Annotated in this window: 16 protein-coding genes; 5 read left to right on the top strand and 11 right to left on the bottom strand. The window is 70.3% G+C overall.

What is annotated here, in order from left to right; genetic code table 11:
- Window positions 1-6 precede the first annotated feature (6 nt).
- Window positions 7-723, top strand: a complete 717-nt coding sequence (locus tag ABH926_RS18760; protein WP_370366943.1) for an HAD family hydrolase — start codon at window positions 7-9, stop codon at window positions 721-723.
- A gap of 13 nt (window positions 724-736) precedes the next feature.
- Here ABH926_RS18760 and ABH926_RS18755 read toward each other — a convergent pair whose 3' ends face one another.
- The 8 genes from ABH926_RS18755 to ABH926_RS18720 are packed head-to-tail and all read right to left on the bottom strand — an operon-like array spanning window position 737 to window position 10,982.
- Window positions 737-2,110, bottom strand: coding sequence for a DUF4190 domain-containing protein (locus tag ABH926_RS18755; protein WP_370366942.1), 1,374 nt, complete (start codon window positions 2,108-2,110; stop codon window positions 737-739).
- 59 nt (window positions 2,111-2,169) lie between these two features.
- The gene (locus ABH926_RS18750) at window positions 2,170-2,775 is read right to left on the bottom strand and encodes a TetR/AcrR family transcriptional regulator (protein ID WP_370367071.1); all 606 of its coding nucleotides are present in this window, start codon (window positions 2,773-2,775) and stop codon (window positions 2,170-2,172) included.
- A 57-nt stretch (window positions 2,776-2,832) separates the two neighbouring features.
- Window positions 2,833-3,633: an enoyl-CoA hydratase family protein gene (locus ABH926_RS18745; RefSeq protein WP_370366941.1), complete on the bottom strand. Its 801-nt coding sequence runs from the start codon at window positions 3,631-3,633 to the stop codon at window positions 2,833-2,835.
- The gene (locus ABH926_RS18740; RefSeq protein WP_370366940.1) at window positions 3,630-5,666 is read right to left on the bottom strand and encodes a biotin carboxylase N-terminal domain-containing protein; all 2,037 of its coding nucleotides are present in this window, start codon (window positions 5,664-5,666) and stop codon (window positions 3,630-3,632) included. Before ABH926_RS18740 ends, ABH926_RS18745 begins: the two co-directional genes overlap by 4 nt.
- 21 nt (window positions 5,667-5,687) lie before the next feature.
- The gene (locus ABH926_RS18735) at window positions 5,688-7,286 is read right to left on the bottom strand and encodes an acyl-CoA carboxylase subunit beta (RefSeq protein WP_370366939.1); all 1,599 of its coding nucleotides are present in this window, start codon (window positions 7,284-7,286) and stop codon (window positions 5,688-5,690) included.
- The gene (locus ABH926_RS18730) at window positions 7,283-8,446 is read right to left on the bottom strand and encodes an acyl-CoA dehydrogenase family protein (RefSeq protein ID WP_370366938.1); all 1,164 of its coding nucleotides are present in this window, start codon (window positions 8,444-8,446) and stop codon (window positions 7,283-7,285) included. The genes ABH926_RS18735 and ABH926_RS18730 overlap by 4 nt, the downstream gene beginning before the upstream one ends.
- Complete coding sequence (locus ABH926_RS18725; protein WP_370366937.1) at window positions 8,443-10,191, bottom strand: acyclic terpene utilization AtuA family protein; 1,749 nt, start codon at window positions 10,189-10,191, stop codon at window positions 8,443-8,445. The genes ABH926_RS18730 and ABH926_RS18725 overlap by 4 nt, the downstream gene beginning before the upstream one ends.
- Window positions 10,188-10,982, bottom strand: a complete 795-nt coding sequence (locus tag ABH926_RS18720; RefSeq protein ID WP_370366936.1) for a TIGR03084 family metal-binding protein — start codon at window positions 10,980-10,982, stop codon at window positions 10,188-10,190. Before ABH926_RS18720 ends, ABH926_RS18725 begins: the two co-directional genes overlap by 4 nt.
- A 129-nt stretch (window positions 10,983-11,111) precedes the next feature.
- On the opposite strand from ABH926_RS18720, the gene ABH926_RS18715 reads away from it, so the two are divergent.
- Window positions 11,112-12,251 carry a serine hydrolase domain-containing protein gene (locus tag ABH926_RS18715; protein ID WP_370366935.1) on the top strand — a complete coding sequence of 380 codons (1,140 nt, stop codon included), beginning with the start codon at window positions 11,112-11,114 and terminating at the stop codon, window positions 12,249-12,251.
- Between the two features lie 10 nt (window positions 12,252-12,261).
- On the opposite strand, the gene ABH926_RS18710 is transcribed toward ABH926_RS18715, so the two are convergent.
- Window positions 12,262-12,603: a metallopeptidase family protein gene (locus ABH926_RS18710; protein WP_370366934.1), complete on the bottom strand. Its 342-nt coding sequence runs from the start codon at window positions 12,601-12,603 to the stop codon at window positions 12,262-12,264.
- Window positions 12,604-12,717: 114 nt separating this feature from the next.
- Between ABH926_RS18710 and ABH926_RS18705 the strand changes: the two genes are divergently transcribed.
- From ABH926_RS18705 to ABH926_RS18695, 3 genes are all read left to right on the top strand, one after another.
- A complete protein-coding gene (locus tag ABH926_RS18705) occupies window positions 12,718-13,089 on the top strand; it encodes a hypothetical protein (RefSeq protein ID WP_370366933.1) in 372 nt (123 codons plus the stop codon).
- Window positions 13,086-16,784 carry an AAA domain-containing protein gene (locus tag ABH926_RS18700; protein WP_370366932.1) on the top strand — a complete coding sequence of 1,233 codons (3,699 nt, stop codon included), beginning with the start codon at window positions 13,086-13,088 and terminating at the stop codon, window positions 16,782-16,784. The genes ABH926_RS18705 and ABH926_RS18700 overlap by 4 nt, the downstream gene beginning before the upstream one ends.
- Before the next feature lie 105 nt (window positions 16,785-16,889).
- Window positions 16,890-17,240: a hypothetical protein gene (locus tag ABH926_RS18695; RefSeq protein ID WP_370366931.1), complete on the top strand. Its 351-nt coding sequence runs from the start codon at window positions 16,890-16,892 to the stop codon at window positions 17,238-17,240.
- A gap of 50 nt (window positions 17,241-17,290) precedes the next feature.
- Here the strand turns inward: ABH926_RS18695 and ABH926_RS18690 are convergent, their stop codons facing one another.
- Both ABH926_RS18690 and ABH926_RS18685 read right to left on the bottom strand, forming a co-directional pair.
- Window positions 17,291-18,913, bottom strand: coding sequence for a glycoside hydrolase family 10 protein (locus ABH926_RS18690; protein WP_370366930.1), 1,623 nt, complete (start codon window positions 18,911-18,913; stop codon window positions 17,291-17,293).
- 58 nt (window positions 18,914-18,971) lie between these two features.
- The gene (locus tag ABH926_RS18685; protein ID WP_370366929.1) at window positions 18,972-22,454 is read right to left on the bottom strand and encodes a phosphodiester glycosidase family protein; all 3,483 of its coding nucleotides are present in this window, start codon (window positions 22,452-22,454) and stop codon (window positions 18,972-18,974) included.
- Between the last annotated feature and the right edge of the window lie 115 nt (window positions 22,455-22,569).

Below are 22,569 nucleotides of genomic sequence, written 5' to 3'. Positions count from 1 at the left end.
TGGATCATGCACACACCGATCCGTGCCGTCCTCTTCGATCTCGACCGCACCCTGGTGGATCTCGAAGGTGCCACCCGGCACGGGATCCTGGGCCACCTCGGCGCGCTCGGCCTTCCCGCAGGCGAGGACGAATACCTGCGCTGGAAGGAATACGAGGACCTCTACATCGGCCAGTACATGGCGGGCGAGCTCGGATTCCACGAGCAGCGCCGATCCCGGGCCCGCGCGATGAGCCGCATCGCAGACCTCTCCGATGCTGACGCAGACCTCTGGTTCAACGGCTTCTACTCCCGCATGACCGGTGCCCTGAAAGCCTTCGCCGACGTCCAACCGACCCTCGACGCGCTTGCCGGAATAGGGGTCACGCTGGGCATCGTCACCAACATGATCTCCGCGTTCCAACTGGAGAAGCTGAAGCGGTGCCACATCGACCGGGACCGCTTCGCGTGCCTGCTGGGCCTGGAGGAGCTTCCGGCCGCGAAACCGCACCCCGACGCGTTCCTCACCGCGTGCACAGCGGTAGGCGTCGAGCCCCATGAGGCGCTCTACGTCGGCGACGAACCGATCACCGACGCGGCTGCGGCACATGAGGCCGGCCTGCGGTCGATATGGCTGGACCGCACAGACCGGCTCTCCACCCTTCCGGAGGACGTTCTCGTTCGCCTTGACGGAGTCGAGATCTGCTCTGACCTCCTGTCCATCCCCACACGCCTTTCGGCCTAGGGCGATCCCATCGTCAGACCGTCGCCTGAGTGCCTCCGCCCGATACCGCCGCGAATCCGAGCGCGGACCGGATCTCCCCCATGTCCTCCTTGTCGAAGACCGCATTGGCTTGCCGCACATCGTCCTGGAACGCGCCCTGGTCACTCTCGCCGGCGGCCCGCGCCCACAGACTCGCCACCTGGAGCTGCTTGAGCACCATCGCGTCCACCGCCGGCTGCACGTCAGCCGGCCACGGCTTCGCCCTCAGCGCCGAGACCTCGCCCTGCGCGGCGTTCGAGACGGCGCCCGCGCTCTGCTCCAGGGTCGGCAGGTCCGCCGAATCCGGGAGCCCCTTCATCCGGTTCACCGCGGTGAGATAGGGGTTGAGCGCGTTCAGGAAGCGCGCCTGGTCGGCGGTGTAGCTCGACAGGTCCCGGTGCAACGACTGGGTCATCGTGGCGGCCTTGGACTGCAGGAAGCAGGTCAGCCGGCGCTCGCCCCGGCTCCAGGCCTGCTCGTCCGGGTAGATGAACTGCACCTGACTGCCCGTCGGCAGGGTGACGGCGTCCGGAACATACGCGGCCAACTTCTCCACGCATTGCGAAGTGCCGTCGTTCCACAGCGCGTCCTTCCCGGGGAAGGAGCTCTCGGTGGCGTCGAACAGACCGAACACCTCGCTGTCGTGCGGCGTCGAACATGGCACGACCTTCAGGGTCCGGGTGCTGGTGTCCGTGCTGAACGCCCCGGCCGGCAGCGTGAAGCAGTCGTTCAGGTGCAGTTGGAAGACCGGGACCGCACCGGCCTTGACGACGTTCCCGTCGGCGTCGCGCTGCGCCGGATCCGGGGTGATGATGACGGCGACCGTGATGAACGTGGCGAACAGGGCGATCCACAGGCTCGACAGCACGATCCCGCTGATCGCCATCCCCTTGCCCTTCTGCCCGGTCCTGCGCACCGTCGACAGCCCCACCAGCCCCAGGACCAGCCCGATGATCGGCGTGATGAAGAAGAACCCGCAGATGCCCAGCACGAGCGAGGCGACCGCCAGGCCGTTGGTGCCGGTCGGCCGCGGCGGTGGGTATCCGTAGCCGTAGGGCGGGTAGCCGTGCGGCGGGTAGCCATACGGCGCCCCCGGCGGCATCTGCCCGTAGCCGGGAGCTTGACCGGGACCGTAGCCGGCTCCTTGACCGGGACCGTAGCCAGGTCCATAGGCAGGTCCATAGCCAGGTCCGTAGCCGGGCCCGTAACCAGCCCCCGTCTGCGTGGGATACGGCGGCAGCCCAGAAAGCGGCGCACCGGGCGCACCGGGCTCCGGCCCCGAATCGACCACCGCGAACGGCGCGCTCTCAGCGCCGGGCTCCTCCGAGCGCGAACCCTCGCCCGCCTCGGGACCCATCTCAGATTCCATCCCCGGTTCCTCCCCTGGCCGGCCACCCGCGGGTCGGCTCAGGGAGCATACCGGCCAGCTCAGTCACGTGATCGCCGCTCCCCCAACACCGCGTCCAGGTGCGCCGCCCAAGCCCGCACCACCTCCGCGCGCCGTGCCGAGTCGTCGGTCAGGACATCCGCGAGCCCGAGCCCGCGCGCCAGGTCGAGCGTGGCCTGGACCAGCCGGTGGCCGGTCTCGTCCTCGTCGCCGACGCCGAGCGCCTCGATCGCCATCCGATAGGCGACGCGGCCGAACTTCTGCTCCAGCGGCACCACGCGCTCGCGCAGCGCCTCGTCGGCGGCGGCCGCCGTCCACACCTGGAGCGCCGCCTTGAACAGCGTGCCGGTGAAGTGCTCCACCACCCGCGCGACCACCGCCTCGGTGGTGGGCGACGTGCCCGGGGCGGCCAGCTCCGCGCGCGCCGAATCGATCCGCTCGTCGAACATGTGCTCCAGCGCGGCGGTGATCAGATCCTCGCGGGTCGGGAAGTGGTGCTGGGCCGCGCCCCGGGAGACGCCCGCGCGTTCGGCGACCACCGCCACGGTCGTGGCGCTCCACCCCACCTCGGCCAGGCAGTCCACGCACGCCTCCAGCAGTCGGCGGCGGGTGGCCCGGCTTCGGTCCTGCTGAGGTTCGCGCATCAGGGGTGCTCGCTGTCCGGTCGGTCGGCAGATGGTTCGGTCGGCAGATGGTGGGGACGCTTATTCTGCCCAGGTCGGGGGCCGGCGCTGCAAGAACGCGGTCATGCCCTCCCGTGCTTCGTCCGAGGCGAACAGCCGCGCCGAGGCTGAGGCCAGGGCGTCCGCCTGCGCGTCGAACGCGGCCAGGACCGGGGCGGTGACCAGCTTCTTCGACTCGGCCAGCCCCTGCGGGGAGCCCTGCCGCAGCACTGCGACCAGCTCGGCGACCGCCGCCGGCAGGTCGGCGGCGGCCAGCGTGACCAGCCCCAGCGCCTCGGCCTGGGCGGCGTCGAACTTCTCGCCGGTGAGGAAGTAGCGCGAAGCGGCGCGCGATGTCAGCCGGGGCAGCACCGTCAGGGAGATGATCGACGGCGCGACGCCCAGCCGCGCCTCGGTCAGCGCGAACGTCGCCGCCTCCCCGGCCACGGCCAGATCGCACGCCGCGACCAGCCCCATCCCGCCGGCCCGCACGTGTCCGTCGACGGCCGCGATCACCGGCTTCGGCAGCTCCACGATCGCCCGCAGCAGCCCGGCCAGCGCCCGCGCGCGCCCCGCCACCGGCCCCTCGGGATCCACCGGCTCGGAGGTCGCCTCCGACAAGTCGGCCCCGGCGCAGAAGGTATTGCCGGTGTGCCCGAGCACGACCACCCGCACGCCCGGATCAGCCGCCGCCTCGCGCAGACCGGCGTGCAGCTGCGCCACCAGGGTCGAGGACAGCGCGTTGCGGTTGGCCGGCGAGTCGAGAGTCAGCGTCGCCACGCCGCCTGCGGCCTCGTAACGCACCAGAACCGGGGTCTGGCTGGTCTGGCTGGTCTCACTCATGCCGCTCCGCCTTCTTCCACAACCGCCAACACAGTCCCCACATCGACCTGGCTGCCGACCGACACCGGCAGCGCGCTCAGCACCCCGGCGACCGGCGCCGACACCTGATGCTCCATCTTCATCGCCTCCAGCCACAGGATCGGCTGCCCGGCTTCGACCACGTCGCCGACTCCGGCCGGCCCCAGCCGCACCACCGATCCCGGCATCGGCGCCAGCAACGATCCGGCGGCGACCGCGTCGGCGGGGTCCGTGAACGTCGGGGCGACCGTGAACGTCACCGAACCCATCGCCGAGTCGACGACCACTGTCTGCGCCGCCATAGTCGCGTGCCGGCCCACTCGGAACACCCGCCGCAGGCCTCTGATATCGAGCACGACCTCGCCGAGCGTCGCCCGCACCAGGCCCACTCCTTCGTACCCCTCGGCATGCAAACCGTCGCGCCCGAAGCGATATCGCACCTCGTACTCCGACGAGCCGGCCGTGAGCACCCGCCGCTGCGACTGCGACGGCACGTTCCGCCAGCCGCTCGGCAGCCCGCCCAGCACCGTCGCCTCAGCCCGGTTGGCCGCGGCCAGCGCCAGCGCCCCGGCGAGCGCCGAAATCCGCTCGGTCTCGGGCGAGGCCAGGGGCGCGGCCAGTGTGTCCAGACCATGGGTAGCGAAGAAAGCTGTATCGGTGTCTCCAGCAAGGAATGCGGGGTGTCGCAGCACATTGACCAGCAAGTCGCGATTGGTCACGACCCCGTGTATCCGGGACGCCGCGAGCGCCGAGGCCAGCAGCCGCGCCGCCTCGTCACGCCGCGGTGCCCAGGCGATCACCTTGGCCAGCATCGGGTCGTAGTACACACCGACGACCGACCCCGATTCCACGCCCGAATCCAGCCGCAGGAACGGCTCATCGCGCCCGGTCGGGGCCTCGAACTCACAGACGACGCCCGGCACGCCGAACGCGTGCAACGTGCCCGAGGCCGGCTGCCAGTCCTTGGCCGGGTCCTCGGCGTACAGCCGGACCTCGATCGCCGACCCGCGCGTGCCGGGCTCGCCGGATTCACCGGGTGCCCCGGAGGCCGGCAGCGCCTCCCCGGTGGCGATCCGCAGTTGCCAGGCAACGAGATCCAGCCCTGTAGTGAGCTCGGTGACGGGGTGCTCGACCTGCAGCCGCGTGTTCATCTCCAGGAACGCGAACGACCCGTCCGGCGCCACCAGGAACTCCACGGTCCCGGCGCCGACGTACCCGATCACCGCGGCCGCCTCCCGCGCCGCCGCGAACAGCTTCTCGCGCAGCTCCGGACGCGCCTGTACGAACGGCGAGGGCGCCTCCTCCACCACCTTCTGGTGCCGCCGTTGGATCGAGCACTCCCGCTCCCCCACCGCCCACACCGCGCCGTGCGCGTCGGCCAGGATCTGCACCTCGATGTGCCGGCCGGTCTCGATGTACTGCTCGCAGAACACCGTCCCGTCGCCGAACGCCGAGGAGGCCTCGGCTTGCGCGGCCTGCCACTGCCCCGGCAGCTCGGCCAGGGTGCGCACGACGCGCATCCCGCGTCCGCCGCCGCCGGCCGAGGCCTTGATCAGCACCGGCAGGTCCGCCGCGGTGGCCTCCTCGGCGCCGAGCTCGCGAAGCACCGGGACGCCGGCGGCGGCCATCATCTTCTTGGCCGCGACCTTCGAGCCCATCGCGGCGATCGCCGACGGCGGCGGGCCCAGCCAGCGCAGTCCGGCGTCCACGACCGCCTGGGCGAAGTCCTCCTTCTCGGACAGGAATCCGTAGCCGGGATGGACCGCGTCGGCCCCGGCCGCCAACGCCGCGGCGATCAGCAGATCAGAGCGCAGATACGTCTCGGCGGAGGTGGCGCCGGGCAGCCGGACCGCGACGTCGGCCTCGCGCGTGTGCGGCGCGTCGGCATCAGCGTCGGAGAACACCGCGACGGTGCCGTACCCGAGGCGGCGGCACGTCGCGAACACCCGCCGCGCGATCTCGCCGCGGTTCGCGACCAGGACGGAGTTCAGCGGGCCCGTCGTGAAGTCAGCCATAGCAGAGTCCTTCCAGCCCTTCTAAAGACGGAACACGCCGAACTTGTCGGTGCCTTGCACCGGGGCGTTGGCGATGACGGACAGACAGAACCCGACGATGGTGCGGGTGTCACGCGGGTCGATGACGCCGTCGTCGTAGACCCGCCCGGACAGGAACAGCGGCAGCGACTCGGCCTCGATCTGCGCCTCGACGAGTTCGCGCATCTGGGCGTCCGCGGCCTCGTCGAACGGCTGGCCCTTGGCCGCCGCCGAGCCGCGCATCACCAGCGAGATCACGCCGGCCAGCTGCGCCGGCCCCATGACCGCGGACTTCGCGCTGGGCCAGGCGAACAGGAAGCGCGGGTCGTAGGCCCGGCCGCACATGCCGTAGTGCCCGGCGCCGTAGGAGGCGCCCATCAGGATCGAGATGTGCGGGACGGTGGAGTTCGAGACCGCGTTGATCATCTGCGCGCCGTGCTTGATGATCCCCTTCTGTTCGTACTCCTTGCCGACCATGTAGCCGGTCGTGTTGTGCAGGAACAGCAGCGGGGTGTCGTAGCGGTTGGCCAGCTGGATGAACTGCGTGGCCTTCTGGGCCTCCTCGCTGAACAGCACGCCGCGCGTGTTGGCCAGGATGCCGACCGGGTAGCCGTGGATCTCGGCCCAGCCGGTGGCCAGCGAGGAGCCGTACAGGGGCTTGAACTCGTCGAAGTCCGAGCCGTCGACGACGCGGGCGATGACCTCGCGCGGGTCGAACGGGGTCTTCAGGTCCGGCGGCACGATCCCGAGCAGGTCCTCCTCGGCGAACAGCGGCGGGAGCACCGCACCGCGCGGCTCGGGGCCCTGCTTGCGCCAGTTCAGCCTGCTGACGATGCGGCGCCCGATGCGGATCGCGTCGTGCTCGTCGGCGGCGAGGTAGTCGGCCAGGCCGGAGGTGCGGGCGTGCATCTCGGCGCCGCCGAGCGACTCGTCGTCGGACTCCTCGCCGGTGGCCATCTTCACCAGCGGCGGACCGCCGAGGAAGACCTTGGACCGCTCCTTGATCATCACCACGTGGTCGGACATGCCGGGGATGTACGCGCCGCCGGCGGTGGAGTTGCCGAACACGATGGCGATGGTCGGGATGCCGGCCGCCGAGGCCCGGGTGATGTCGCGGAAGGTGCGCCCGCCGGGGATGAAGACCTCTTTCTGGGTCGGCAGGTCGGCGCCGCCGGACTCGACCAGCGCGATCACCGGCAGCCGGTTCTGCTCGGCGACCTCGTGCGCCCGGAAGGACTTGCGCAGCGTCCAGGGGTTCGTCGCCCCGCCGCGCACGGTCGGGTCGTTGGCGACGATCAGGCACTCCACGCCTTCCACCACGCCGATGCCGGTGACCAGCGCCGCGCCGACGGTGAACTCGCTGCCCCAGCCGGCCAGCGGGCACAACTCCAGGAACGGGGAGTCGGGGTCGAGCAGCAGCTCGATACGCTCGCGGGCGAGCAGCTTGCCGCGGTCGTGGTGGCGCGCGACGTACTTCTCGCCGCCGCCGATCAGGGCTTTGGCATGCTCGGTCTCGATCTCGGCGAGCTTGGCGCGCATCGCCTCGGTGTTGGCCAGGTGCTCCGGGCCGGCGGCGTCCAGCGCCGTGCGAAGCGCGGTCACGAGCGGAAGCCCAGCACGCGGGCCGCCAGGCCGTTCATCACCTCGGTCGCGCCGCCGCCGATGCCCAGGATGCGGACGTCGCGGTAGTGGCGTTCGACCTCTGATTCGCGCATGTAGCCCAGGCCTCCGAACAGTTGGAGCGCCTGCGTCGCCACCCACTCGGCGGTCTCCACGGCCGTGTTCTTGGCAAAGCAGACTTCTGCGATCAGGTTGGTTTCTCCGGCAAGGGACCGATCGATCAGGGCGTGGGTGTAGGTGCGCGCCACGTCGATCTTTCGCGCCATCTCGGTCAGCGTGTTCTGGACGAGCTGTCGGTCGATCAACGGCTTGCCGAACGTCTCCCGGTTCCGCGTCCAGTCGACGGCCAGGTCCAGGCAGCGCTGAGCGTGGGAGTAGGCCTGCGCGGCCAGGGCGACGCGCTCGGACAGGAAGTGCTCGGCGAGCTGGAAGAAGCCGCTGTTCTCGGCGCCGACCAGGTTCTCGACCGGGACTCGCGCGTCCTGGAACGCCAGTTCGGCGGTGTCGGAGCACAGCCATCCCAGCTTCTCCAGCTTGCGGCTGACGGTGAATCCCGGCGTGCCCTTCTCGATGACCAGCAGCGAGATCCCGCCGGCCCCCGGATCGCCGGTGCGCACCGCGGCGACCACGTAGTCGGCCCGCACGCCGGAGGTGATGAAGGTCTTGGCCCCGTTCACCACGAAGTGATCGCCGTCGCGGCGGGCCGTGGTCTGGATGCGGGCCACGTCGCTGCCGCCGCCGGGTTCGGTGACGGCCAGCGCCCCGATCATCTCCCCGGCCAGGGTCGGCTTGACCCAGCGCTCGATGTGCTTCACGTCGTTGGCGGCCACCAGGTGCGGCGTGGATATGCCGCAGGTGAACAAGGATGCGAACAAGCCGCCCGATCCGCCGGCGTAGTGCATCTCCTCGTTGACGGTGATGGCGTCGATCAGGTCGCCGCCTCCGCCACCGGCCTCGACCGGATGTGCGACGCCGAGCAGGCCCAGCGCACCGGCCTTCTTCGACAGCTCGCGCGGCAGCTCACCGGCACGCTCCCACCCGTCCAGGTTCGGCAGGACTTCCTGCTCGGTGAACCTGCGCACCGTGGCCCTCAGGGCTTTGCGTTCCTCGGTCGACCACGCCGGACCGGACAGGCGGTTCACTGCTCGCTTCCTTTCAGCAGGGACGCGGGGAGATCGACGTTGCGGGCCCGCAGCCACTCGCCCAGGCCCTTGGCCTGCGGGTCGAAGCGGGCCTGGGAGGCGACGCCGGCGCCCAGGACGCCCTCGACGACGAAGTTCACCGCGCGCAGGTTCGGGAAGACGTGGCGGGTAACGGCCAGCTCGGCGGTCTCGGGCAGCAGGACCTTGAAACGCTCGACCGTGAGGTTGTGCGCGAGCCAGCGCCAGGCCTCGTCACCGCGGGCCCAGACCCCGACGTTCGCGTCGCCCCCCTTGTCGCCACTGCGCGCGCCGAAGACCAGTCCGAGCGGGGCCAGATGGGTCTCCTCCGCGGGGATTTGTTCTGGGAGAAGGGAATCCGGGCTTGGTTCTAGCTCCAGTGTGAGTACCGGGTGAGGAACGGTGACCCGCTCCCCGTCCGGCAGCACCGCGACGTGAGTGACCTCGGAGGCGTCAACGTAGGCGGCGGTGTAGACGCCGTACGGCGAGGCCGCGCCGGGCGGGGCCGTCACGTGGAAGCCGGGATACCCGGACAGCGCCAGCTCCACGGCGGCGCCGGTGAACGCGCGGCCGATGGTGTCGGCGTTCTGGTCCCGGACGACGCAGCGCAGCAGGGCGCTGGCCGTCTCCTCGGTGTCGGCGTCGGGCTGGTCGGAACGGACCAGGGTCCACTCCAGCGACTCCGGCGTGCTCGTCAGCCCGGCCAGCAGCTGTTCCTTGGCCAGGTCCGCCTTGGCCTCGATCGACAGGCCGGTCAGGACGAACTCGACCTCGTTGCGGAAGCCGCCGAGCTTGTTCAGCGCCACCTTCAACCGCGGCGGCGGGGCCTCGCCGACGACGCCGCTGATGCGGACCCGGTCGGGGCCGTCCTGGGCCAGGGTCACGCTGTCCAGACGCGTGGTGACGTCAGGGTTCGCATACCGGTGGCCGGTGATCTCGTACAGCAGCTGCGCGGTGACCGTCCCGACGCTGACCGCGCCGCCGGTCCCGGGGTGCTTGGTGATGACGCTGGAGCCGTCGGCGTGGATCTCGGCGATCGGGAAGCCGGGCCGGCGCAGGTCGGCGATCTCGGTGAAGAAGGCGTAGTTGCCGCCGGTGGCCTGCGCGCCGCACTCGATGACGTGCCCGGCGGCGACGGCGCCGGCCAGGCGGTCGTGGTCGGAGTGCTGCCAGCCGAAGTGCACCACGGCCGGTCCGAGGACCAGCGAGGCGTCGGTGACGCGTCCGGTGACCACGACGTCGGCCCCGGCGCGCAGACACGCGGCGATGCCGAAGCCGCCGAGGTAGGCGTTGGCCGTCAGCGCCCCGGCGAATCCGAGCTCTGAGGCGCGCGGCAGCAGGTCGTCGCCCTCGACGTGCGCAATCGCGGCGTCCAGACCCAGCTTCTGCGCGACCTCGCGCAGCTTGGCGGCCAGCCCCGCCGGGTTCAGCCCGCCGGCGTTCGCGACGATCTTGACGCCGCGCTCCAGCGCCAGCCCGAGCGCGTCCTCCATCTGGCGCAGGAAGGTCTTGGCGTAGCCGAGATCAGGGTGCTTCATCCGGTCGCGGCCCAGGATGAGCATGGTCAGCTCGGCGAGGTAGTCGCCGGTCAAGACGTCGAGCTCGCCGCCTTCGAGCATTTCGCGGACCGCGCTGAAGCGGTCGCCGTAGAAGCCGGAGGCGTTGCCGATCCGGAGGATGTCCGGGTTCTGCGACAGGCTGGGGGTGGTGCCGCTGCCGGCGGTCATGCGAACTGTCCTTTGCTCCGGCCGGGCCCGCTCGGCCCGGCGAACACCTGCGCGATGTCCAGCCACTGGTCCGCCTGGCTGCCGACGGCCGCCACGGCGAGGTCGTCGCGATGCCGGCGCTGCGCGACCAGCAGGCAGAAGTCCAGCGCCGGGCCGCTCACGCGCTCGTCCGCCGTCTCCGGACCCCAGGTCCACAGGCTGCCGTCGGGGGCGGTGAGCTCGATGCGGAACTCGCTGTCCGGGACCGGCAGCCCGCGTTGGACGAACGCGAAGTCGCGGGTCCGCACGCCGAGGTGCGCGACGTTCTTCAACCGGGCGGTCGGCTCACGCTTCACCCCGAGCGCGTCGAAGACGTCCTGCCCATGGGCCCAGGTCTCCATGAGGCGGGCGGTGGCCATGGTCGCGGCGCCCATCGGCGGGCCGAACCAGGGCAGCTTGCCGCCGGCCGGGACCTCGCTGAGCGCCGCGGCCAGGTCGGCCCGGTCGGAGCGCCAGGCGGCCAGCAACTCGGCCGGTTCCAACCGTGCGCCGCGTTCGGCTTCCCGATCGACGAACGTGGCCCCGTCCTCTTGCAACGCACGGGTCAGCATCGCGGTGAACCCGTCCGGATCGCGGGCGGCCAGCGCCGCGACGCGGTCGGTCCAGGCCAGGTGGGCGATCTGGTGCGCGACCGTCCAGCCGGTGGCCGGGGTCGGGGTCCGCCATCCGGCCGCGTCGAGCGGGGCCAGTACGGCGTCCAGCGCGCCGCTCTCGGCGGCCAGGTCTTCGAGCAGATCGTCGAGCACTGTCATCGCGCCTCCCGGTGGGCGTTCGCTGCGGGCGTCCTCGGCGAGCCTTTCAGGCGGGCGAGAAAAAATCAATCATGCACGCTTGATTTCTTCGGCGAGCGTCTGTCGGACGCGGCGGCTACCGTGGCCGGCATGGCGAGCGACCTGCGAGACCTCCTCCAGTCCGCGGTCGAGGACGGCTCGGCCCCCGGCGCCGTCGCCCTCGTCGCACGGGGCGACGCCGTGGAGGTCGCGACCGCCGGCACCGCCGAACTCGGCGGCCGGACCCCGATGGCCCGCGACTCGATCTTCCGCATCGCCTCCCTCACCAAACCGGTCACCTCGGCCCTGGCCCTGCTGCTGATCGAGCAGGGACGCATCGGCCACGACGACCCCATCGCCACCTGGCTGCCGGAGTTGGCGCACCCGAAGGTGATGCGCACCCCCGACGCCCCGCTCGACGACGTGGTCCCGGCGTCTCGCGCGATCACGGTGGCGGACCTGCTGACATCGCGCGCCGGCTGGGGCTTCCCCGACGACTTCTCCTGGCCAGCCATCGGCGCCCTGTTCGCGCAGGGCTCCCAGCGCCACGGCCGCGACCCACAGCTGGTCCCGGCACCGGGCGAGTGGCTGAAGAACCTCGCCGAAGTCCCGCTGGTGTTCCAACCGGGCGAGCGCTGGCTGTACAACACGTGCAGCGACATCCTCGGCACCCTCCTGGCGCGCGCCACCGACACGCCCCTGCCGCAGCTGATGGCCGAGCACGTCTTCGAGCCGCTGGGCATGACGGACACCGGTTTCGCGGTCCCCGCCGACCGCCTCGACCGGTTCACATCCGCTTACAGCCCCGACGAAGACGGCCTGACGCTGGTCGACCCCCGGGACGGGCAATGGAGCAGCTTGTCTGCGTTCCCCTCGGGTGCCGGCGGCCTGGTGTCGACGGTCGACGACTACCACGCGTTCGCCCGCACGCTGCTGCCCGGCGCGGGCGGACTGCTGTCCGAGCGGTCGGTCCGGGAGATGACCACGGACCACCTCACCGCGGAGCAGCGCGCGGCCTCGCGCCTGTTCCTGGAGGGCCAGGGCTGGGGTTCGGGCGGTGCGGTGGACATCGCGCCGCTCGAGCCGTGGAACGTCGTCGGCCGCTACGGCTGGACCGGCGGCACCGGCACGACGGCCCACGTCATCCCGGCCACCGGCACCGTCGCGATCCTCATGACCCAGGTGGCCATGACGGGCCCGACGCCGGTCCCGCTGCAACGCGCCTTCTGGACGTACGCGGCGCGCCGGTAGGGCTCAAGCCTCACCAGCCGAGCTCGTGCAACCGCTCGTCGTCGATGCCGAAATGGTGCCCCACCTCGTGAATCACCGTCGTCCGTACCTCCCGCACGACGTCCTCGTAGCTGTCGCAGATCTTCAGGATCTCGTCCCGGTAGATACTGATCCGGTCCGGCAGCACCCCGGAGTACCACTCCCCGCGCCCGGTCAGCGGCACGCCTTCGTACAGGCCCAACAGGCCCGGGTACGGCGCCTGCGGCTCGACGACGACCGCGACGTTGCGGATGTGCCGCCCCAGCTCCTCCGGGATGGAGTCCAGCGCTTCGCCGACCAGCTCCTCGAACTGCTCGGGCGCGACGGTGATCACCGTTTCATTGTCGCACGCGCCACGCTACGCAACGTGCCGCCGTCGCTACCCGTCCGCTAACATGCTCAATCGCTTCACAAATCAGATGTCTGACAACGATCGGGGGATGCACCGATGGGCTCCAGGACGGCCACGGCCGTGATCGAGGTCTCCGGCGACGACGCGCTACGCAGCGAGGACGCGACACGCGCGCTCAGCGCCGACCTGGCCGCCGTCCAGGACGTCACCGTCCGTCTCGAATACGCCGGCGGCACTCCGCGGGCGGGGGCCAAGGGCCCCGGCGCGGAGGTTCTGCACGCCGTCGTCGACTACGCCTGGCCCGCCGCCGCGCCGCTGGTCGCCGAGGCCGTGAAAAAGCTGTGCTCGCGCCACAAGCGTGAGCGGGTGCGCGTGAGCATCGGCCCGAACTACGTCGAGATCTCCGGAGACCCCAGCGAAGAGCAGGCCAAACTGCTCTCGGAAGTGCTCGGCGAGCTGCAGCGGTGACGGCTCCGACACGGCGGCGCGCCCTGCTGGTCGGCGTCACCGATTATCAGAACTTTCCGGGCCTGCCCAGCGTCGCGGTCGACCTCGCGGTCATGGCCGAGGTGCTGGGCGACTCGGCCGTCGGCGGTTTCGACGTCATCGAGCGGGTTCCCGATCCGGACGCGGCGACCCTGCGCCAGCGTGTCGCCGATTTCCTGGAACGCAGCGAGAGCGACGAACTGGCGGTCGTCTACATCAGCGGCCATGGCCTGCGCAGCGCAGCCACCGGCGAGTTCCACGTCGTGGCCCGAGACACCGACCACAGCGACCTGCCCCAGACCGCTATCCCGGCCGGGTATCTCAACGAGCACTTGGAGAACTGCCTGGCGCGGCAGAAGGTACTCATCCTCGACTGCTGCGAAAGCGGCGGATTCACCGCCGGATTCACCACGATCCGCACGCCAAAGAGCTCCGAGCCCGCCGGGGCGCCGATTCAGACCAAGGGTGTCTACATTCTCTCCTCCTCCCAAGCACGCGAAGCATCTTGGGTCGGCGGGGACGACGACTCCCCATCGCTGTTCACTGACACGATCGTGGAGGCGCTGCGCAGCGGCGCCGGCGACCGGGACCGGGACGGCCGGGTAGGTGTAGCCGAGCTGTACGAGCACGTCAGTGCCGTCCTCAAAGCCCGTCCCAAAGAGACGCGCCAGACCCCGGTATCCTCGTCGATCGGAGTGAGCGGCGGCGGCATCTACCTGGCGAAGGCTCCGGTGCGGCGGACCGATCCGCGCGGCGGCAAAGCCAAGGCGGGGCGCTCGGAACTCAGTGAGAAGGGAGCCCAGCAGGCAGGCGGCTCTATCGGCTGGCAGCCGCTGCTGGAGTACTACTCCCACTGCATCCGCGCCGAGAACGCCGAAGACAAGCTCTTGAAGTTCACTCCGAACGAGCCCGGCGTCGTCTACGTCGGCGGATCAGAACAGCTGCTCAGCGGCGCCGGGGCAGACCCCGCCGGTACGTTCCCCGTCCCCTCGGAGTTCGCCGACCACATCGACGAGGCGCAGAAGAAGGGTTCTGATCTCCTCTACGGCTATCCCGTCGTGGTGCTCCTGCAAGATACCCAAGGCACGAACCTCAGAGTCCCGCAGTGCGCTCCCCTGCTCATCCGCCGCCTGGAGATCGTCCAGGGCGACGACGGATCGGTCTTGCTCCATCCCTACGGAGAGCCCGAACCGAACCCCGTTCTGAGCAAGTACTGGCTCGGCGAGGACGGAGCCGAGAACCTGCTGCGCAACTACAGTCCCACCTGGGGGGCCGGCGACCATGTGGGCCTGGCGCGCGAAATCAACCATCTTCTGCGCGACGAGTTCGAACTCGCATGGATCGACGAGATCCGCCCAGCTCGCATGGCCGGCGGCCTGGAGGCCAACGTCCCCCAAAGCGGCGCACGGAACACCGCGGTCCTCGTCGCCCTGGACTCCGGCGCGACGGTCCGGAAGCTGCTGAAGGATCTGAAGGAGGTCGCAGAGCACGAGTCGGACATCGCCAGGACCGCACTGGGTGCCTTGCTGGACGGCCGCGCGAACACCTCGACGGCCAACCGCGTCGACCACGTGGTCCTGGGCTCCCTCAACGACGCGCAGAGCGACGTCCTGGACGCTGCCTTGACCCGGAGGCTGACCGTGGCGACCGGACCGCCCGGAACCGGCAAGAGCGCCTTGATCGTCAACCTGGTCGCCACCGCGGTCGCGGCCGGGCAAAGCGTGCTGGTCGCCTCGACCAACAACACGGCCGTCGACGAAGTCTGGAACCGCTGCGAACGTCTGGTCGAAGGGCTGATCGTCCGCACCGGCAGCCGGGGCAACGGTGAGTCCACCAATTACCAGGACGCCGAACGCGACACCCTTCGCAGAGCTCTGGCCTCGGCGTCCACCGCCCCGGATCGAACCCTGCCGACCGCACAAGCCGCCTACTCCAGCGCCACTCGCGAATATGACCTGCACCGACAGGCCGCCGCCGATAAGGCCGCGACCGAAGCAGCGCTGCTGGCCGCCGGTCAGCAACGCGCGCAGGCGCTGGAGGCGATCCGGGCGGACGACGACGGCCCGGACGCCGACGGCCGGATCGCCGGGCGGCTGTCCGAAGCCTCCGACCAGGAGCTCGCTCGCCTGCGTGCCCGCGCCGACAAGCTCCATCGCGCCCGCTGGTTCGCCGCCCGACGCCACATGAGATTCCTGGGCCGCCTCGGCATCGGCTCGACGTCGCAGAGCGCTGCCACGCTGTGCCTGGCGGTCGGCGCGTACGCCGACGCCGAAATTGCGTGGCGCGGGCTGCGCACGCGGATCCACTCCGAGGACGAGGGACTCACGGCTGCCCTGTCCGCCGCCGATGCAAAGCGCCAGTCGCGGGCTCTGGACCTCGCGGCGTCGGTGGCCCACCATCTTCGGATCAGCGGCCGCACCGCGTTGCAAACCCTGGCCGACCACAACGCTTCGAGCGGTTCGGACTGGGGCAAGCTGCGCACGGCGTTGCCCGCAGCTCCGGCCTGGGCCGTCACCTGTCTGTCGGCACGCCGTTTCCCACCGAATCCAGCACTCTTCGATCTGGTCATCATCGACGAGGCCAGCCAGTGTTCCATCCCGGCGGTACTGCCGGTCCTGTTCCGGGCCAAGCGGGCTGTCGTCATCGGCGACCCGCTCCAGCTCCCACACGTCGCCACGTTGAAGGCGCCCGAGGAGGCGACCATCCGGGAGAAGCACGGCTTCGGCCCGCAGCAGCTCCTGGAGGCGCATCTGGCCTATCGACAGGACTCTGCGTTCCACGGCCTGGAACACGCCGCCGGCGGCAGCCTCACGCTCAACGAGCACTACCGCTGCCACCCGGACATCGCACGCCTGTCCGACAGCCTGTTCTACGCGCCCCGGGGCAAGCCCCTGACGATCCTGACCCCGACGCGCAACCTTCGCGGCATCGACGGCCAACCGAATGTGAACTGGATCAACCAGCAGGGCGAAGCGATACGGCACCACCGCGGGTCCTGGATCAACGAGAGCGAGATCAACCGGGTCGGTCGCGGCATCGACTACTTCCTGGCCAAGCTGCCGCCGCAGGCCACCATCGGCGTGGTCACCCCGTTCCGGGCCCAGGCCTCGGCCATCCGGGCCCGGTGGGCCGACCAGGATCGGGTGCGGGTCGGCACCGCCCATTCCTTCCAGGGCGGCGAGTGCGACGTCATCATCTACAGCCTGGTCGCCGCCGACGGCATCAGCGCCGGCGCACTGAGGTTCCTGGACGAGCAGGCGAATCTATGGAATGTGGCGATCACCCGGGCCCGGGCGCATCTGTTCGTTATCAGCGACCGAGATTTCTGGATCCGCCGTGGCGGATTGGGTCTGAGGCTGTTGCAGCAGATCGAAGCCGGTCAGCAGAGCCCCCCGTGGCCGCATAGCGGTGAGTACATGAACCTGCTGGCAGACCGGCTGGCCGGCTCCGAGGGGAAGGTGGGCCTGTCCGAGGTGCGGGACGGGTACGTGGCCGACGCCGTGGTGACGGCCAGGGACGGATCGGAGACGGCGATCATCCTGGACACCGGAACCGCCCACGGCGCCGACCCCGCCCGGCACCTGCTTCTCCAGCTCAAGCGGACCGACCTGCTGGCATCAGAGGAGAAAAGCCGCCACGCGCAGCGAATCCCGGCATGGCGGCTCTACGACGAGTGACTTCGCGTCGGCGAAGTCGCAGATGCTCTGCGGCGGGTGGCCGTCGAAGTCGCACGCTAGTCTCGCGACAGGCGGAACAGAGAACTGACTCGGGGAGGGTGTGTCATGGTTGCCCAGGTGGTGACGGTCCGCATCGACGTGTCGAGCTGGTGGCCGGGGCGGGCCAAGGCGGTGGCGCAGGAACTGGGCGGCGCACTGACCCGGGACACGAAAGCCTCTGTCGAGCCCGCCTACGATGCGAAGGACTCGAGCCTGTTGGTGCACTTCGTCCTCCACACCCCGACCAAGCCGATCGCGGCGGCGGTCATCGCGGTCGCTGTCCGGCATCCGAAGGCCAGGATCACGGTGCGCCAGGGCATGGACTTCGACGTCGTCATCGCCGGTGAGCCGAGCGAGGAGCAGAGCAGGCACCTGGCCGCGGTGCTCGGCGACTACGGCGACTTCGACGACGACTGACCGCCTGCGACTCCCGCCCTGTTCCCCTGGCTACTCCCAGGCGCCGGGCACTACCAGCCCACCACCTGAGGATTGCTCGGCTCACTCTCGTGGTGCAGCCGGTCCACCGCCGTGACGTAGTACGAGTACTGCTTCCCGGCCACCGCGCCGGTGTCCGTCCAGCCGTTGAACAGCTGTGGGACCGCGCGCACCGTGCCGAGCAGGTTCTTGGCGTCGGCGAAGTCGCAGGTGCTCTGCGGCGGGTGGCCGTCGAAGCGGTACACGGCGTAGTACGCGGCCTCGACGCCGTGCGGGCGGTCGAGGTGCAGCCACTGGAGCTGCGTGCCGGCGCTGGTCGGCTTCGCCTCGGTCAGTGCCGTGCGGTCGGGTGCCGGGCCGGAGTGCCGTGCCATCTCCGGGACCAGGGCCGGGTACTCGTACAAGTCATCGATCAGCCGCGTCTGGAACCCGAGCGGGTCGGTGAGCAGCTTGGTGACGTTGAAGAAGATGTCCCCGGCGACCTGCGGGTACTGCCGGTTGAGAATCAGGTGGTTCGGCATCTCGTCCGGATTCAGCCAGGCCGGCGGGCTGGAGGTGCCGATCTTGGAGACGGTCTGCCCGATCAGCAGCTGCGTACCGGTGCCGTCCACGACCTTGGACCACCAGTCGACCAGGACGTCGTAGGCGGCCGGCGGGAAGCCGATGTTCCAGTACAGCTGCGGCGCGATGTAGTCCAGCCAGCCCTTCTGGACCCAGCCGCGGGTATCCGAGGACAGCGCGTCGTAGGACTGGAGCCCGTTCGTCGCCGAACCCGAGGGGTCGGTGGCCGCGTTGCGCCAGATGCCGAAGGGGCTGATCCCCCACTTCACCCAGGGCTTGGCCGCACGCAGCTCGCGTTGCAGGGTGCTGACGAGCTTGTCGACGTTGGCCCGGCGCCACGTCGCCTTGTCGGGGAACCCCGCGCCGTAGGCGGCGAAGGTGGCGTCGTCGGGGAAGTCGGCCGTGCCCACCGGGTAGGGGTAGAAGTAGTCGTCGAAGTGGATGCCGTCGATGTCGTAGCGGGTCGCGACATCGGTGATCACCTGGACGTCGAAGTCCAGGACCGCCGGGACGCCCGGGTTGTAGTACAACTGCCCGCCGTACTCCACACACCAGTCCGGATGCACCCGCGCCGGGTGTGTAGGTACCAACTGGCTCGGATCCGGTTGTGTGGACACTCGGTAGGGGTTCATCCAGGCGTGCAGTTCCAGGTTCCGCTTGTGCGCCTCGGCGACGGCGAACGCCAGCGGGTCGTACCCCGGGTCCTGGCCCTGCGTGCCGGTCAGGTATTGCGACCAGGGCTCGTAGGACGAGGCGTACAGCGCGTCGGCAGCCGGCCGGATCTGCAAGTACACAGCGTTCATCCGCATCCGAACGGCCGCGTCCAGCAGACCGGTCAACTCAGCCTGCTGCTGCTCGACGCTCAGCCCCGGGGCCGAGGGCCAGTTGATGTTCGACACGCTGGCGATCCACACACCCCGCAGCTGCCTCTTGGGGTGTGCGGGATCGCCGGCGCACGACGGCGGCGACGGGTTCCCAGCAGGCGCGGCGGCCGCTGCCGGCGAACTGCCGATCAGCACTCCGCCGCCGGCCAACGCGGCCGTGAGCCCCGCGGACGTCGCCAGGAAACCCCTGCGGCTGGGAACCCTCGTCATCGCTACCTCGCCTATTCGTCTGCTACTTCGCTTACTTCGCTTACTTCACTTACTTCACTTACTTCACAGTGATGGAAGCGGTGCCTGAAATACCGCCGGCGGTCACGGCGACCGTGACGGTCCCCGCGCAGTGCGCCGTCACCACGCCGCTGGCGGGGTCGACGGAGGCCACGCGCGGATCCGAGGACGTCCAGTGCCTCGACACCGGGTCGGCGATCGGCACCTGCAACGCCGGCGCGTCCGTGCCGGTCAGCGACGTCCCCACCGCGCTGAGCTGCTCCTTCGCGCCGCGCGGCAGCTGCGCCGAGGGCGCCGTGACCGCGACCGAGGCCAGCAGCGGCTGCACCGCGAACTGCACGGTGCCGTCGGGCAGGACGTTGAACAGCCCGTAGTTGTAGAACCCGCCCTGGTCCTGCGGTGCGTACGGCGGGGCGCCGAGGTCGGCGACGACGAAGTTCGGGATCCCGTCCGGCGACTCGGTGCCGTCCGGCAGCCGCACGTCCTCGGCCCAGCCGCGGGCGTGGCCGAACAGCATCATCACGTGGACGCCCGGATGCGTCTGCTGATACCGCTGCACGAGCCGCTCGTACATCTCGGCCTCGAAGCGGTCGGAGAACTGGCTGTCGTCGCGCGGATGCGGGTCGTAGGCCGGGACGTGAGTGGTGACGATCGCGACCTTCTGCGTGTTCTGCGTCAGCTGCTGCGCCAGCCACAGATACTGCGACTCGCCGGTGTCCACGTTCTGATACGGGTCCGAGGCGCTGATGCCGATGTGGCCGCTGTCGGTGACGATGACCCGCGCCGCGCCCTGGTCGTAGGCGTAGTGCGTGGCCCCGAACACGCTGGCGAAGTTGCCGTTCTCCGGGGTCGCGCCCTGGGTGATCTCGTGGTTGCCGACCGCGTCGTGGTAGGGCACCCCGAGGCCGTCGAGCAGGGTCTTGAGATTGGTCAGGTCCGGCAGCTGGCCGTCGTCGGACATGTCGCCGAGCGCCTGCACGATCGAAGGCTTCGCGGCCGTCGGCAGATTCGCCAGCAAGCCCGGCATCGCCTGCATCGCCACGGTGCCGGTGGCCGTCGTTCCGGCGGCCGTGGTGTGGGCGTCGTCGAAGGCTGCGATGGTCGAGCCGCCGGCCTTGAAGGAGCCGACGTCGGCGAACTTCAGCCACGACGGGTTCTTCGGGATCGCCGTGTACGTCGGCGGGACCGGCGGGCGCGGGGAGTAGACGGCCTGCAGGTCGGCCAGGTGCACGTCGCCGCTGAGGTTCGGGCCGGGCTTGATGACGACCAGGCCCAGATAGTTGATCCGCAGCGGGTACTGCAAGCCCGGCGGCAGCTGCGCCACGACGTACTGCCAGCCGTCGAAGGTGATACCGGTCGGATAGAAGCTGGTCGGCTGGTTCGTGGACTGCCAGATGCCGACGTTCAGCGTGACGATACCCGGCGCGAGCCCGGCTCCGGGGCGCGAGGCCAGGTCGGAGTTGCCCTTGACCCACACGCCGATCCCGATCGGGGCTTGGGTCCCGTTCAGCAGCGGGATCTGCTCGCTGTCGGGGTTGTTGAGGTAGACGCTCAGGTCGAAGGTCTTGCTGACATTCGGATAGTTGTAGTGGATGTCGAAGGACCCTGCGTCACCGGGCTGGGCCTTGGTGGCCGCGTCGAAGGCCATCGAGCCGTCGGAGGTGCTGCTCGAGCCTGGGCTGGGCACCTTGCGCGGGTAGACGTTCATGTACGCGTCGGTGATCGACCACTTCGAGGTGTCGGTGAGCGGGTCGACGTTCGTGGTCGAACGACCGACGGCGATGCTGACCGTGGCAGTGCGGCGGCCGGCACCGGCGGTGACGGTGACCATGCCGGAGCCGGAGGCCCCGGCGGTGAAGGTGCCGTCGGCGGTGATGGAGCCGAGGGCGGGCTGGTCGACGCTCCACTTCACCGCCGAGGCGGGCAGATCGACCTGACTGCCGTCCGGTGCGGTGGCCGAGGCCGTGATCAGCTGGGTCCCGCCGCTGTCCAGATCGACCTGGCCAGGGGTGACACTCAGGGAGCCGAGGCGGTCCACGACGTTGAGCGGGACGTCGGAGTGCGCGTGACCAGCACTGATGTGCAGGACGCCGTGACCGGTGCTGGGGAACGTCAGGGTATTGCCATCGACGGTGGCGGCCTTGCCGGGTGAGACCTTGAGCGAGGCGGCGTCGCGCGCCGGGTTGTCGGCGGCGTCCAGGGCGTAGGCGGAGACCGGGACGGTCGTGCCGGCCAGCGCGGTCAGCGGCTTGCCGTCGTTGACGACCGCCTTCACCGCGGCGCCGGGCGCCTTCTCGGTGCTGTAGATGAACAGGCCGTTGGCGACCGGGCGCTCGTGGCCGTCGGAGGGGACGTTCAGGACAGAGGCCTGAGTCTGACCGGGCAGGCGGCCGACCATCTGGGTGGAGCCGCCGCTGTCGAACAGGATCGCGTTGTAGGCGCCGTGCTGCATCATCCAGCCTGCGATCTGCGGGCGGGTCAGGCCCTGGGCGACGTCCTCGCTCTGGTGGCCGTCGAAGGCGGCGAAGACCGCGTGCTTGCCGTCGCTGGTGACGCCGACCGCGGTGACCGGGTTGTCGACGTTGTTCTCGCCGGGGCCCTGGAGCGGCACGGCGCGCCGGCCGTTCTGGACCAGGATGGCGCCGCCGGACAGGCCCTGCTCGACGTCGGCGTCGGGGCCGATCTTCTCGCTGACCGCGACCCGGTCGCCGGCGTGCAGGTTCTGCGACAGCCACGGCGCGCGGCTGCCGGAGCCGACGAGATCCTCGGTGCCCTTGGCGAGTTGCGGCAGGGAGGTGACACCGGAGGTAACACTGTCCACGATCAGCGTGGTGCCGTCTGCGTCCAGGTGGCCGGCGACGACGGTCGAGGCCGGGATCGGCGACGGGGTGCCCAGGTCGGGGGTGACGCGCACGATGGCGTCGCCGGACAGGCTGTTCACGGCGTTGACCGAGGTGATCGCCGCGTTGGCCGCGTTGGCCGTGTCAGTCAGCGTGCCGGTGTAGGTCTCGGTACCGATGCCGATGCTGCCGTCGTGGCGCACCCACAGATCTGCGTTCCAGCTCGGATCCGGACTCTTGACCAGGCGGCCGTCGATGACGACCATGCCCAGCGGCCGGCCGCTGCCGTAGATCTCGAAGAAGTCGCCGTTGACCCCGGCGACCGCCCCGGTGCGGTGCGCCATGGACGACGGGACCTCGTCTGCGGTGTCGGTGAGGTGGTCGTGGGACTCCACAACACCCAACCGCACATTGGGGTCGGCGAGGTCGACGTCCATCACCTGCGCACGCTGCGCTCCGCCGACGGTCTTGAGCAGATCGGAGTGCTGCTGCACGCCGTGGGCGAGGGTGACGCTGGGCGAGACCGCCTCGTCCACGACCAGCGGCCACTGGTCCGGCGTCGTGGGCAGCCACGACGTGGCCCGAACGTCGCTGCTCGCAGCCTTGATCGGCGCCGGCGCCGAATGCGCGGGCGCCGCGACCGCCGCACACCCCGCCACGGCGACGACGAGCGCGACGACCACCCGCCCGCGCCCGCGTCTCCGGAAACCTACTGGGGTCGACACCATGCCCTCCCTGGCCGGCACGCGAGGCACCGCTTGGTATTTTGTGGATTCTACGCGACCGTAGGCAGGATTC

Origin of the sequence: Catenulispora sp. GP43, from assembly GCF_041260665.1 — a bacterium.
Taxonomy (GTDB): domain Bacteria; phylum Actinomycetota; class Actinomycetes; order Streptomycetales; family Catenulisporaceae; genus Catenulispora.
This window is presented reverse-complemented; position numbering and strand designations above follow the sequence as displayed.

Coding starts and splice junctions, on each gene's coding strand:
- ABH926_RS18760 (WP_370366943.1), top strand. CDS start 7: ATGCACACACCGATCCGTGCCGTCCTCTTCGATCTCGACCGCACCCTG.
- ABH926_RS18755 (WP_370366942.1), bottom strand. CDS start 2,110: ATGGAATCTGAGATGGGTCCCGAGGCGGGCGAGGGTTCGCGCTCGGAG.
- ABH926_RS18745 (WP_370366941.1), bottom strand. CDS start 3,633: ATGAGTGAGACCAGCCAGACCAGCCAGACCCCGGTTCTGGTGCGTTAC.
- ABH926_RS18740 (WP_370366940.1), bottom strand. CDS start 5,666: ATGGCTGACTTCACGACGGGCCCGCTGAACTCCGTCCTGGTCGCGAAC.
- ABH926_RS18725 (WP_370366937.1), bottom strand. CDS start 10,191: ATGACCGCCGGCAGCGGCACCACCCCCAGCCTGTCGCAGAACCCGGAC.
- ABH926_RS18720 (WP_370366936.1), bottom strand. CDS start 10,982: ATGACAGTGCTCGACGATCTGCTCGAAGACCTGGCCGCCGAGAGCGGC.
- ABH926_RS18715 (WP_370366935.1), top strand. CDS start 11,112: ATGGCGAGCGACCTGCGAGACCTCCTCCAGTCCGCGGTCGAGGACGGC.
- ABH926_RS18705 (WP_370366933.1), top strand. CDS start 12,718: ATGGGCTCCAGGACGGCCACGGCCGTGATCGAGGTCTCCGGCGACGAC.
- ABH926_RS18695 (WP_370366931.1), top strand. CDS start 16,890: ATGGTTGCCCAGGTGGTGACGGTCCGCATCGACGTGTCGAGCTGGTGG.
- ABH926_RS18690 (WP_370366930.1), bottom strand. CDS start 18,913: ATGACGAGGGTTCCCAGCCGCAGGGGTTTCCTGGCGACGTCCGCGGGG.